At 40.6% G+C, this 12,390-nt stretch carries 11 protein-coding genes; 6 read left to right on the top strand and 5 right to left on the bottom strand.

Annotated features, from left to right (window positions below):
- Positions 1–144: 144 nt before the first annotated feature.
- Positions 145–543 carry a glycoside hydrolase family 16 protein gene (locus QWZ08_RS20930; RefSeq protein WP_290339503.1) on the bottom strand — a complete coding sequence of 133 codons (399 nt, stop codon included), beginning with the start codon at positions 541–543 and terminating at the stop codon, positions 145–147.
- 304 nt (positions 544–847) lie between these two features.
- Here QWZ08_RS20930 and QWZ08_RS20935 point away from each other — a divergent pair, with 304 nt between their 5' ends.
- The 3 genes from QWZ08_RS20935 (at position 848) to QWZ08_RS20945 (ending at position 2,342) form a co-directional block, all read left to right on the top strand.
- Positions 848–1,210, top strand: a complete 363-nt coding sequence (locus QWZ08_RS20935; RefSeq protein ID WP_290339504.1) for a response regulator transcription factor — start codon at positions 848–850, stop codon at positions 1,208–1,210.
- 166 nt (positions 1,211–1,376) lie between these two features.
- Positions 1,377–1,739, top strand: a complete 363-nt coding sequence (locus QWZ08_RS20940) for a response regulator transcription factor (RefSeq protein WP_290339505.1) — start codon at positions 1,377–1,379, stop codon at positions 1,737–1,739.
- 234 nt (positions 1,740–1,973) lie between these two features.
- Positions 1,974–2,342 (top strand): response regulator transcription factor, encoded by a 369-nt coding sequence (locus tag QWZ08_RS20945; RefSeq protein ID WP_290339506.1) that lies wholly within the window; start codon positions 1,974–1,976, stop codon positions 2,340–2,342.
- Between the two features lie 221 nt (positions 2,343–2,563).
- Here QWZ08_RS20945 and QWZ08_RS20950 read toward each other — a convergent pair whose 3' ends face one another.
- Entirely contained in the window at positions 2,564–3,271 is a 708-nt protein-coding gene (locus QWZ08_RS20950) for a LytR/AlgR family response regulator transcription factor (protein ID WP_290339507.1), read from the bottom strand.
- Positions 3,268–4,329, bottom strand: a complete 1,062-nt coding sequence (locus QWZ08_RS20955) for a sensor histidine kinase (RefSeq protein WP_290339508.1) — start codon at positions 4,327–4,329, stop codon at positions 3,268–3,270. Before QWZ08_RS20955 ends, QWZ08_RS20950 begins: the two co-directional genes overlap by 4 nt.
- Positions 4,330–4,543: 214 nt before the next feature.
- Between QWZ08_RS20955 and QWZ08_RS20960 the strand changes: the two genes are divergently transcribed.
- Together QWZ08_RS20960 and QWZ08_RS20965 are read left to right on the top strand one after the other, a co-directional pair.
- The gene (locus tag QWZ08_RS20960; protein WP_290339509.1) at positions 4,544–5,971 is read left to right on the top strand and encodes a C1 family peptidase; all 1,428 of its coding nucleotides are present in this window, start codon (positions 4,544–4,546) and stop codon (positions 5,969–5,971) included.
- Between the two features lie 134 nt (positions 5,972–6,105).
- Complete coding sequence (locus QWZ08_RS20965) at positions 6,106–6,837, top strand: SDR family oxidoreductase (protein WP_290339510.1); 732 nt, start codon at positions 6,106–6,108, stop codon at positions 6,835–6,837.
- A 262-nt stretch (positions 6,838–7,099) separates the two neighbouring features.
- On the opposite strand, the gene QWZ08_RS20970 is transcribed toward QWZ08_RS20965, so the two are convergent.
- Entirely contained in the window at positions 7,100–8,002 is a 903-nt protein-coding gene (locus tag QWZ08_RS20970; RefSeq protein ID WP_290339511.1) for an NAD-dependent epimerase/dehydratase family protein, read from the bottom strand.
- A 579-nt stretch (positions 8,003–8,581) separates the two neighbouring features.
- On the opposite strand from QWZ08_RS20970, the gene QWZ08_RS20975 reads away from it, so the two are divergent.
- Positions 8,582–9,217 (top strand): putative polyvalent protein kinase domain-containing protein, encoded by a 636-nt coding sequence (locus tag QWZ08_RS20975; protein WP_290339512.1) that lies wholly within the window; start codon positions 8,582–8,584, stop codon positions 9,215–9,217.
- Between the two features lie 492 nt (positions 9,218–9,709).
- Here QWZ08_RS20975 and QWZ08_RS20980 read toward each other — a convergent pair whose 3' ends face one another.
- On the bottom strand, positions 9,710–12,178 hold the full coding sequence (locus tag QWZ08_RS20980) for a T9SS type A sorting domain-containing protein (protein WP_290339513.1): 2,469 nt from the start codon (positions 12,176–12,178) through the stop codon (positions 9,710–9,712).
- Positions 12,179–12,390: the final 212 nt, after the last annotated feature.

Consider the following 12,390-nt stretch of genomic DNA (forward strand, 5'->3'; position numbering starts at 1 on the left):
TGGCAGCATGAATAACAAAATATTCAATCGCTCTCTCAGGTGGGTCAACATGCAAGAATAAACATCAACCATAGACCTATCTAGGGGTGGGTCAACATGCAAGAATGGTGGGTCAACATGAACAGGAATGGTGGGTCAACATGGTCAGGAATCTATAGTTGCATCAAACGGGGTTGTGGCGCCCGTTACGGTTTCTTTTTTTGCGGTAATAACAAGATTGCCATTCTGCAACTGGAGATTGGCAGCCTGGTAATATTGCAGTTCATTGTTGTAGGCACCACCGGTCCACACATTCCATTTGGTAAGGTCTGTATCAAAATTATCTTCAAAAACTTTAGTATAGCCCGCCGCTGTTACAGCAGTTTCATTAAACACATAATCGCAGGTGCCTGTTGCACTTACAGTGACATTGCTTAACGAGACTGGGGCCAGGGTAGCGTTTTGTTGCAGGGATGCGTCCATCGTTTTATGGCAAGCCGCCAGGTTGGTAAGGCATACAAGGGCCGCAAATAACCTGTTGCCTGTTGTGGTTACACTTTTCATGCAATAATCGTTTGGTGAACTATTTTATACAATAATAATACTTTATAATGTGATTAAAAGCATACTGCTGCCGGTTTAGCCGGACGGGACAAAAATAATTTGCAATGAAGGCGTTTGTTTTAAACATGCGGTGATAAACCGACGCCCATTGCGGAAGGGAGTCTGTGCCGGCTGTATTTTGGGGCATATACGGCAGGGTTGTTGGTGTGTTAAATCAAACAGGAGTGGTTTTAAATCATACAATGGTATGTTTCAGGCCCGGTCGCAGCTGCATAAAAGGATTTAGCTTACTGAAAATAGAATCATGTATAATATTTTGATTGTTGAAGATGAAGTTGAATTGTCTCACTTGTATGTCAGGTTATTTAGCCTTTGCAGGTACCATATAAAGGTTGTATCTACCGGAAAAGATATTCATGCTGTGATAACCGACTATCAACCAGACGTCATTCTCCTGGATATTTATTTAAGAGGTGAAGATGGAAGGGATATATGTAAAGAAATAAAGCAAATCCATCAAAATATTCCCATCATTTTGGTGTCTGCAGCCAACCAGCTAAAGCAAATGGCGGATGCCTGCGGCGCAGATGACTACATTGAAAAGCCCTTCGACATTTATAACATCATGAATAAAGTTGCCCGGTGGGGAAAGGGGTATGAAAATTAAAACTTGATTCTGCAAAATAAATTTCCACTCCTTTTACGCGGCTGAATGCTGATATCATCCAACTTATACAATTAAATAAATCCTATACTACCCCTGGTTCGTGTCAATATTCTCTTTGGGTCTATTATTGTACAGTGCAGACTTTACTTTAATTAAAAAGCTAACCATGCCCAATATTTTAATTGTTGAAGATTCTGCTGAGTTTAAACATGTTTACATTCAGCTTTTTTCAATGTATAATATACATGTTACAGTAGTATCAACAGGCAAGGGGCTAGATGCTATTATAGAAGCGGCAAAACCTGATCTGATTTTATTGGATATATATTTAGGGCATGAAGATGGAAGGGATATATGCAAAGCAATCAAATTAGCCCAGAAAGCAATTCCAGTAATTATGGTATCAATTAGCAGTGGCCTTAAAGCAAAGTCGGTTGCTTGTGGTGCGGATGACTATATTAAGAAACCTTTTGACATAAAACATTTGTTGGGTAAGGTAAATAAATGGACACAAAATAGCCCGGACTAAAACAGGGTTCACCAAAATAATTTCAACTCGTGGCACCCGGCACAATACAACTGCGCAGTAACTATTTTGATGATTGAAAACAGGTCATTAGCAAAGTAATTGTTAAACACAACTTGCACCATATGTTGGTTTATATAATTTTGATGTTGGAACTTTAACGAAGGCAATTACTTTCAAAGTGAGAACGTTTCGTTTGTGCTGATAATTACCATCTGAAATTTTACATCGCCCCACATGAAGAAGATTCTGATAGTTGATGATGAACCTGATTTACTACAAATGGTTTCGATTGTACTCAATTTCGACAATTTTGAAACATTTACTGCTGGGTCCAAAGATAAAGCCCTGGCGATTTTACAACAGGTGATTCCGGACTTGATCATACTGGACGTAAACCTTTCCGGCTACGATGGCAGGGATTTTTGTAAAGAATTAAAATCCAGCACCGCATTTAAACATATCCCAATACAGCTGTATTCTGCAGATTCACAAAAGTTAGCTGATTTTGAATTATGTAACGCAGATGGAGTGATTGGTAAACCATTTGAAATTGCACAACTTACTGCTACCGTTAAAAGTTTAGTCACAGCAAGATTCAACTGACCAGGTATAGACTTTAAACATTTGCCACCTGGTAAACCCTTACCGTCCGCACATCAACAGGATTTGTACAATTGTAATTATCGCCCGTACGGCAGCGTTACCGGTGCAGTGTATTCAACGTCGGATTTTACGGCAGATGCGTTATTCGTTTTAGTATTTGCTGTGTAAACTCCGGCTGGACAAAAGGACGTCCCTGCGCCTGATGGGTACATAATATCCCATCACTTATTTTTAATGATACCTGAAAATTGTTCACGATAAGTTATGCCAACCGGTATTTGTTTTTTATTGATAACAACCATCCCCTTCTCAATAATTTCAATATGCTTCAATGAGATGATATAGGATTTATGAATACGGATAAACTCTTTGGCCGGCAGCATCTTTAATATATCGGTCATAGGTAATAAGGTCATGATTTTTGTTTTTACCGTATAAAAGGTCATATAATTTCCTGCAGCTTCAATATAATAAATGTCATCAGTTGCTATTTTATACGTTTTTGAACCGCTTTTAATCAGTACTGATTCTCTTTTCTTTTCTGTGTCCGCAGCTACGGATGAATCTTCTTTTTTTGAGGAGGAAAAGTCAGCCACCTTGTTAACCCCCTTAAGAAAGCGGTCATATTTTATAGGCTTCATCAGGTAGTCTACAGCATTAAGCTCATAACTTTCTGCACCGTATTCTGAATAGGCGGTGGTAAATATTATTTTTGGCAACACAGGCAATGCCTTCAACAATTCAATACCTGAAAGTTCCGGCATATTAATATCGATAAACACCATATCCACCGGAGTTTTTAATAAGAAACTCATAGCGTCAAATGGGTTGGTAAATGCCGCGACAAATTCCAGGTGTGGCGTTTTTTGAATATACCCGGATATCAGTTCAAGGGCCAGGGGCTCATCATCTATAGCAATGCATTTCATACATGAACTGGTTTTAGTTGGATTTGTAACGTTACCTGGAAAAAATCATCCCCGTCGTTTATTTCCAATGAATATTGGTTTGGATACATCAGCAGCAGCCGTTCCTTTACATTTTTCATTCCTATACCTGAATGGGCCTTGCCGGGGCCAACCGGACTATGGTTCTTTAAATTTTTTGATTCAAACAGCAGGACCCCCGAATGTATCGATAACGAAATGGACATTTCAGGTTTCTTACTTAACATGATCCCATGTTTAAATACATTTTCAATAAATGGAATAAGAATCATCGGGGCGATTGTAAAGCTTTGATAATCTCCTTTGACTTCATATTTAACCTTACCTGCAATTTCGGGGGACAAACGCTGCAACTGCAGGTTAATATAATTGTCAATATACAGCAACTCTTTTTCAAGCAGCACCTGGTCCTCGTTACTCTCGTAAAGAACATAACGCATAAACCCGGATATTTTTTCTATAATGTCTGCAGTAGGCTCATCATTACTTTTTACCGCACTGGCATAAGCCATATTTAAAGTATTGAAAAGAAAATGAGGATTGATCTGGGCTTTAAGATATTTTAATTGAGTATTTAAATTTTCGCTTACCAACTGTTGTTGCAATTTATTGCTGATCACCCAGTTTTTGGTTAGCCCATAACCTAAAGACAAAGACAGGATTAAGAATTTACTTATAAGGTTAGCATTGACTTCAGCAAAGAGCGGTTCTTTTTCACTGGAAAAAAGAGATATCGCATAAAAATGATCAAAAGTAGTATTGATCAAAACAATACCAACATATATACCTGTCAGTGAAGCAATATACCATGCGAACCGCTGTCTCGAAAAAAAGCGGGGGATGAGGTACAATGCATTACAGTAGAACAATAGCATGCTTAAAAGCGTATTCCAAATCAATGGCGGGTAAATACTCCCATCTACTTTACGAAACGGTCCCAAAGTTCTAACCTGCAACCACATCACCATAAAAAAAGAGCTCCAAATAAGAAAATGAACCAGGGGTTCAATACGGTCTTTCAACCGGGATATTTTGAGCATCTTCATCATTTAGCTTGTAAATATAGTTGAAGAACAATTGAATAGCAGGGCGGAAAATTCATTATTATTTGAATTGCGTGTATTGCTATTTGTATTGCGTTTGTCCATTAAATGGAGGCAGTACCATCACTTTAAAGCCTGTTCAGATAATTGATTTATTTCTAAAAATTAAACCCTGGTATTTTGTAAAAAATTATCATTAAACAACTTTATTATGACAACAACAACTTACCTATCAGTAATCCTGTTATTTATTGCATGCTCCGTTTATGGCCAGCAAAAAGAGCAACCCTCATTGGAAGGCTCCTGGATGGGTAAAGCTAACGCCAAAGATTTGTCTTTGGAAGAATTGGTACTATTCAGATTTGAAAAGAAAAACAATTCGGTTAAAGGCTTCATGGATTTTCCTGACAAGAGATTAAAAGACATCCCTCTTGATAAAGTTTGGATGGTTAAGGATAGTGTTTTTGCAGATGCAAGAAAGTCGTTGGGCTGGCCAGAGTCGGCGCCATTAATTTTTAAAGGACGTATCATGCCTGGCGATTCCATTATAGATGGCGTATGGGGCGGTGAAAGGCATTTAGAAGTGAGGCGCACCAATGATGTATTTACACTTAAGACAAATTTAAACCCTGCACTTTCTGGTTATAAAATAATTAAATTAATAGAAAGTACTCCCATTAAAGACCAGCAGGCTACCGGTGCCTGCTGGAGTTTTGCAACTACCTCTTTTATTGAAACTGAAGCAATCAGGCTAAAGAAAAAAGCAGTTGTACTTTCACCCATGTTTTTCGTTCGGCCAACTTATATCAACAAAGCCGAGAATTATATAAGAAGAAACGGGAGCAGCGCTTTTGGGGAAGGGGATTTAACTTTCAGCGTTTTGAAAGCCTACAAAGAATACGGCGCCATTCCTGAAATGGTTTACCCGGGAAAAAATGGATCTGATACAAAATATGATCATTCTGAAATGAATATTGCCCTGCTGGAGAAAGCTAAATATTATTCGCAATCTCATGGCAATTTAACACCGGCACTGTACAGGAAAGATATGGACGACATCCTGACTCAAACCCTGGGTAAAGTTCCTGCTACATTTGTTTACGAAGGAAAAGTATTTACCCCTAAAACATTTGCAACAGAAATGATTGGCATCAATCCCGACGACTATGTTGAAATTACTTCCTTCAGCCATCATCCTTTTTATACAAAGTTTGTTTTGGAAATTGAAGCAAACTGGAATAATAATTACTATTTGAATTTGCCTCTTTTAGATTTTAATTCCGTCATTGATGATGCGCTGCTGCATAATTATTCGGTTTGCTGGGACGGGGATATCTATGAAGGGTTGAACAACGGGTTTGCTGTTTTGGATAGTAATAAAATGATTACACAACAGATCAGGCAGGCAGCCTTTGATAACCGAACCACTGAAGATGTACATAATATGCATATTATTGGTATGGCTAAAAACCAAAAAGGTGAACCATTCTATATCCTTAAAAATTCATCTGATGGTAAAGACTGTGGAGGGTATCTGTATATGTCAAAAGAATATTTACTTTTAAAAACCATTTCTGTAATGGTTAATAAAAATGCTATTTCCAAAGCAATAGTTAAGAAAGCAGGAAATAATCTTTAGAAGTATTACCAGGCGGATAAATACCCGTTTCCCTAACCCAAATCAGCTAATTTTACACAGCCTCACATGTCTTTACAAATAAAGATGTTGATGTAGAAAACTAACCGGAGAATACATTTAAAACCATTTCAATTATGCCAGGAAAATTAAGCGGTAAGATCGCCATTGTAACAGGTGCCAGTGCGGGAATAGGCAGAGCCTCCGCCCTTGCTTTAGCCGCCGAAGGAGCCAAGGTTGTAATAACAGCCCGCCGCCAGGACAGGCTGGACTCCTTGGTAGCTGAAATAAAAGCAATGAACTCGCAAGCCTTTGCGGTTGCAGGTGATGCCAACGACGAAGCAACCGCCAAAAGATGCGTTGAAACCGCACTGGATCAAGCAGGAAGAATTGATATTCTTTTGAACAACACCGGCATGGGCAATTATAAAAATCTTGTTGATACTTCTTTGGAAGAATATGACCAGCTGATGAATACGAATATGCGTAGCACTTTTATTTTTACGCGGCAAGTGGTGCCACACATGTTATTGCAGAAGCAAGGCACTATCCTTATGATCTCATCGATGGCAGGCCTGTATGGTTTTGCAAACCAGGCAGTGTATTGTGCCACCAAATTTGCCCAGGTGGGTTTTGCCCAATCGCTTGATAAAGAACTTAGACCGGCTGGCATTAAAGTGGGCGTTATTTGCCCTGGCGGTGTAAAAACGGAGTTTGCCATTGGTGCCGGCCGCACGGAAGAAAGTGTTGCCCAGTCGGGCATGCTCGAAGCAACGGATGTAGCAGGGGCAGTGTTACTGGCTTGTACGCAAGCCCCGGGGTCAAGAATTATTGAAATTCAAATGCGGACGATGAGTGAGTCGCTGTAAGCAATGTATGACTCCACACGACTATAAAATACCAGGACTGTTTTTATGGGCCGGCAGGATTGCTGCTATTGCACATCGTTGCGTCGCACACTTGTACGTTCTGTTCACATGCAGCGATCAATACATACCAGGGCAAGAGGCGGGCGGACATGCTGCCAAATAAGCAAACCGTCTTTTTAGTGTATCCCTGCAGGTGTCCACTCACGCTGCCGGCTTTGATACGCTCACCTGCAGCGACAGGGAGCGGTGGTAAAATGCATACTTAGTCCGGCTTCACATATTTGCGCCAGTTATGTTGTTCTTTAAACCCCAACACTTCGCGGATTTTACGGTTTGAAAACAGGGCTTCATGTTCCTCCAGTTCATGGGTAACCGGCACACCGGGAAAAAACCGCTCAACCAGTTCTTTGGCGGGGATAATTGCGCCATTGTGATCATTGCCGGCATTGAAAACCTGGAAGCCAAGATGATCATTTTGCAAACATAAATCCACAATTTGACCCAGGTCACGTGCATCAATATAACAGAAAGCATTCCTGCGTCGCATAGCAGGGTTTTTAAAATAAGCCGGAAACAGTTCGGCGTATTCGTGGGGCTCAATCACATTCCCAATTCGAAGCGCATAGATATCAAAGCCTGACCGGCGCTGGAAGGCACGAGCCGTTTTTTCATTCACCACCTTCGATAAACCATAGCTATCCATTGGGTCAACATCATAGTCTTCCTGTAAAGGCAGCACATGAGGGTCTGTTTTGCCATCTGAAAAGCAGATACCGTACGTGGTCTCCGACGAAGCAATAATTATCTTTTTAATGCCAAGCTTCACGGCTGCTTCAATCACATTATAAGTACCGATTGTATTGACCCGGAAAGTTTCATTATCAGGTGTAATTAAGATCCTAGGGATAGCAGCAAAATGTACTACCGCATCAAAACGCGGTGCGCCGTTACCTGGTTCCAACTCATCTAACCCTGCATACGAACTCATCGCATTAAACATTTGTCCGGAGTCGGTAATATCAGCTACCAGGTTATCCACCCCCGGATAGTCTAAACGCACCAGGTCTACATTCATCACCCGATGCCCCTGGTTCAGCAGGTAAGCTATTACGTGTTTTCCTGCTTTTCCCGATCCCCCTGTAAATAATATACGCTTTTTAGTCATGAAGTATCCTGTTTAATAGTGATTGTATGCTTTGGCAGCCAGCAGGTACTGCGGTGCAAGCTCCCCGGCAGAACCATTGGTGATTACAAATGTAGGAAGAATGAAGTCTTAAGCCTTAGTTTTCAAAGCCGCTCTCACCGACGGTGCAATGACAGTGATGGCATCGTTGCCTTGCTGAAAAAAAGTGACTCCCTGCCGGAGATCAGGCGGCCGTATGGGGTAGGAATGAGGGCCGTGTTGTTGTTCCTGTCGTGTCTTTCCTGGCTATGAGGCTTTGATTTTTTTGCAAGCCACAGTACTCGCCCCGGAATTTTTGGGCGGAGAATCGGGTCGAAAGAAAAAAAATGAATACACTGCTATGGAGTAAAATTATCAAATCGCTGGAGCTGCTGCTGCAATTTGAAAACTTCGAAGGCGGGTTGCTGCGCTGGCCATGACATCCCACAATGTTTCCAAGCCGCAGGACCTGGGAAATTGCTGGGGGGAGACTCCGGTCGGAAGAAAATTTGCAATGCTTGCTATGAAAATCCCATCAGGATAGAAGCTGGCGCAAATAGAAATTATACTTAATTTTGGGAAATGCCTTTTAAACATGAGTTACAAAATATCATTTCAGGAACTGGCAGTACAGCAAAAGAAAATACTATCCAGGCAATCTCCCACTACATTAGAAAAAGCAAAAGAGCAGGTACAGTTGCTCAAAAAGAAGAGCTCATCAAAGAGCAGGAAGCTGCGCTGATTTTGGATTATGCCGGTAGCAATAATTTTTTTTACACGGGCATAAATCATTCAAGATATCTTTCAGAAGGAGCAGAACAAAAGGTATATCTTGATATGGATGATATCCATGTGGTCAAAACAAATGATGCCATTTTTTATCTTACCTGGCAGGATTATTTTAACAGTCTACAGCTTCACAATTATTTCTTCCCCGCCACATCCTACGAATTGTGTGGATTTATTTATGAGCATGCAAAACTCTTTGCAGTAGTAAAGCAGCGCTATATCAAGGCTAATGAAAACACCAGTATAGATTCCATTAAAGAATTAATGCGGTTGAATGGTTTCATCAACACCAAAAACGACGATTATTTTAATAAGGAACTGGGGATTATACTAGAGGATCTGCATGATGAAAATGTACTTACCTATAACGGTGTTCTATTTTTTATTGATACCGTGTTTTATTTAACAAGGCAGTTTTATTTGCGCTAAAATTTGAAGAAAGACACAACAACTACTCATGGTTTACCTGTATTATTTTACCCGAGCAGGCTCCCCCAACAAGGACATGAAATTGTTACCAACAACGGCCAGAACCCTCCTGAGCATTTTCTGAATGTAGACTCGGGCGGAAGAGCGCCAGCAAGGCTGAAACGTTGTAGTTATTCATCACATCCCGATTCAAACATATGAACTGCCAGGACAGAGGCAGGGCACTCGTGTACAGTGGTTTTCCAATTGAGCAATGGGTGGAGAAGTGCGCCTTGTTTCTACGCTCTTACTTAGTTGCCTTAGTAACAATTTGAATCCGGACGGAGGCCGGCGCCTGATGGGAATAACGAAAATCGATACTGTTTAAATTAGTACATAGCACCCTGCAAATGACGGGATGCTTTTATACACGTTATGCGTATGTTTTGTAGGGGTAGTTGTAGATGATGTTGAAAACCCTTGCAGGTGTTATTCCTGCAAGGGTGTTGCTATTTATTTCTTTATTATTTTTTTCGTAATTACTGTTGTGCCATTGCTCAATCGCAGTTCATACACACCGGCTGCTAAAGTGCCTACTGCAACGGTTTGATTACTACTGCCATCAATATGGTTGAACGTTTTGTTCAACACTTGTTGACCGAACTGGTTGAACAACGTCACGGTGTAACTATCTTCCTCCCAATTGCTCAATTGTAATTGAACACTATTGCCTTTGAAGGGGTTTGGATATACCTCCAGCCTGGCGCCTTTACTGTTGAGTTTTACCACTACTATTTTGCTGTAAGTCACTTCGCCATTTAAGCTGGTGGTTTTAATGCGGTAGTAATTAGCACCGCTTATCGGACTTTGATCGAAGCAATTGTAAGTGTTGCTTGTACCTGGCTTAGAAGCCGTAGTATTTATTGTGCTAAAATTGGTGCCGTCGGCAGATTTTTCTACTTCATATTGTAACAGGCCATTTTCGCTTTGGGTATTCCACTCTACCGCTATACCAACATTTTGCTGGTAAGCTTTTACGTTAGTCAATGTTACCGGTAAAACAGATAAAAAATCCACTGTTATTTTCTGATCCCCTGTACCAACCATCCTGAATTTTCCATTATCAACAATAATATCACCGATGGTTGATTTGTCAGTAAGTGTGGTAGTAGTCCAGCTGGTGCCATTGGAAGAATAAACCAGGTAGGCTTCATACGTAGCAGCATCAATGGCTGTGGCCACAAACTTTCCATTGCTATAAGCAATGGCACCCTCTCCATAAGAGCTGCCAACTATTACGCCAGCAGGCATATTGCTAATGGTTCCCTTATTGGCATAGGAACTGGTGGTGGTTGGAGTGGCTGTGGAAATAGTGAAAAAACTATAATCTGCAGCTGCACCCATAAAATGATACTTGGTGCCATCCCATGTTACATCATTGTATGCATACACATCAAAGCCCAAACCAGTTGGCGTTACGTTTGTCCAGGTAATACCATCAGCAGACCTCATGATTACACCAGAAGAAGCCGGGTAGTTATTATCTATTCCCAGGGCAAAGAATGCGCCATTCAAATATCGTACTTTAAAGAATGAAACATTTGCTGTGCTGGCTGTGGTCCAGGTAGTACCATCGGTAGAATATTTCAGGAAATAACTGGAATAGTCTGTTGCATATCCACCCACCACATATTTTGAACCTCCATAAGCCATACAGGCAAATACTTCTGCCGGCGTTGCAATAGAAGACCATGTGTTTCCATCAGTAGATGAGATAACAGTTCTATCCCCAACTGCTACAAACCTGCTTCCATCATACACCACTCCAAACAATGGCTTTTGTGATGCCAACGATCTGTTTGTCCAGGTATTACTGTTAAAAGTGGTGGAAGAAAAAGCATTGCCATTGAGACTGATGTAACCTACACCCACATACGTAGTGTTGTTAAAAGCAATGGCATTAAAACTACCATTTGGAAAAGAAAAAACAGTACCGTTTGCAGAAGTAGCTAAACCTTCATTGCCTGCTATAAAATGTTTTCCATTAAGTACGTAAGCTTTATTGGCAATAAAATTTAATGGATTGCTTTGCAAGGTTAAAGCTGTTAGTGTGGTGGAAGTAAAAACAGCACCATAAGCGCCCCCATTATAATTACTGAAGCCACACCAATAATAAGTGGTGCCATCATAATAAACAGTATTGAAATAATTGCTGTTACCAACAGCGCCAGTGGTACTGTTAGGAAAAGTAATGCCCATGGTTGCTGTTATATTTGTCCAGGCAGCTCCATCTGAAGAAGTAAACACGTTTGTGCCTGAAGTAAGCAGCACAAACTTGCCATTTACAAATGCCATCTTGTTTAAATTGGTATTTCCAAAAACACCAAAACCACCCACGGTGCTCCAGCTATTAGAAGCAGCAGTAGTTGACTGATAAGTCATCGGTCCCTGACCAACAGTTGAACCAGCACTGATAATGTACTTTCCTCCTCCATAAGCTATTTGGTAAAGAAAGTCTGTAGCAGTACCAACACTAACCGTTACGGTTGACCAGGTGGTGCCATTAGCAGAACTTAATACAGTTCTGTTTTGTCCAACTGCATAAAAAACACTTTGCAGGTATTGTACATCATTTAATGTATTGGTAGTGCCTGATGTTCTTACAGTCCAGGTTATTGCATCCGCAGAGGTAGCAATGTAACCCGTATTACCAACCACCATAAAAAGGGAGTTGGCAAAAATGATGTTATTAAGCGTTTGCCCTAAAGAAACAGATTTTGTCCATGTGGTTCCGTCTGTTGAAGTATACACATCACCACTATTGGTAATGGCAGCATACTTACCGGCACCATAAGCAATGCCATAACAAGGAATATTGGCACCTATCGGAAAACCGGTTGTTTTGGTAATGAGCGGTGCTTGTGCATGTAGTTGGGTAATGCCTAAAAATGCCACCAGGCAAATGGAGAAGAATTGTTTCATTAATGATATTGGTTTTGTATAAGGTTTAAAATAGTATTCACAAAAGTAGATATTCTTTATTTCTAAAATATCAGCGGGGGCATTTAAAAGTGTCGGAAAAGTTGCCAATCCTGGGTAGTTTTTTTTCTACTAAAAAAACTTTAAAAAAGGTTGGCAACCAGCTAAAAGGTGACTGCCAACGTAGCAAGGAAGATTTTTTTCATACCGGGGTT

This window comes from Ferruginibacter paludis, assembly GCF_030409685.1.
Classification (GTDB): domain Bacteria; phylum Bacteroidota; class Bacteroidia; order Chitinophagales; family Chitinophagaceae; genus Ferruginibacter; species Ferruginibacter paludis.

Excerpts from the sequence above, each read along its gene's own strand:
- QWZ08_RS20930 (WP_290339503.1), bottom strand. The coding sequence starts at position 543 with ATGAAAAGTGTAACCACAACAGGCAACAGGTTATTTGCGGCCCTTGTA.
- QWZ08_RS20935 (WP_290339504.1), top strand. The coding sequence starts at position 848 with ATGTATAATATTTTGATTGTTGAAGATGAAGTTGAATTGTCTCACTTG.
- QWZ08_RS20940 (WP_290339505.1), top strand. The coding sequence starts at position 1,377 with ATGCCCAATATTTTAATTGTTGAAGATTCTGCTGAGTTTAAACATGTT.
- QWZ08_RS20945 (WP_290339506.1), top strand. The coding sequence starts at position 1,974 with ATGAAGAAGATTCTGATAGTTGATGATGAACCTGATTTACTACAAATG.
- QWZ08_RS20950 (WP_290339507.1), bottom strand. The coding sequence starts at position 3,271 with ATGAAATGCATTGCTATAGATGATGAGCCCCTGGCCCTTGAACTGATA.
- QWZ08_RS20955 (WP_290339508.1), bottom strand. The coding sequence starts at position 4,329 with ATGCTCAAAATATCCCGGTTGAAAGACCGTATTGAACCCCTGGTTCAT.
- QWZ08_RS20960 (WP_290339509.1), top strand. The coding sequence starts at position 4,544 with ATGACAACAACAACTTACCTATCAGTAATCCTGTTATTTATTGCATGC.
- QWZ08_RS20965 (WP_290339510.1), top strand. The coding sequence starts at position 6,106 with ATGCCAGGAAAATTAAGCGGTAAGATCGCCATTGTAACAGGTGCCAGT.
- QWZ08_RS20970 (WP_290339511.1), bottom strand. The coding sequence starts at position 8,002 with ATGACTAAAAAGCGTATATTATTTACAGGGGGATCGGGAAAAGCAGGA.
- QWZ08_RS20975 (WP_290339512.1), top strand. The coding sequence starts at position 8,582 with ATGCCTTTTAAACATGAGTTACAAAATATCATTTCAGGAACTGGCAGT.
- QWZ08_RS20980 (WP_290339513.1), bottom strand. The coding sequence starts at position 12,178 with ATGAAACAATTCTTCTCCATTTGCCTGGTGGCATTTTTAGGCATTACC.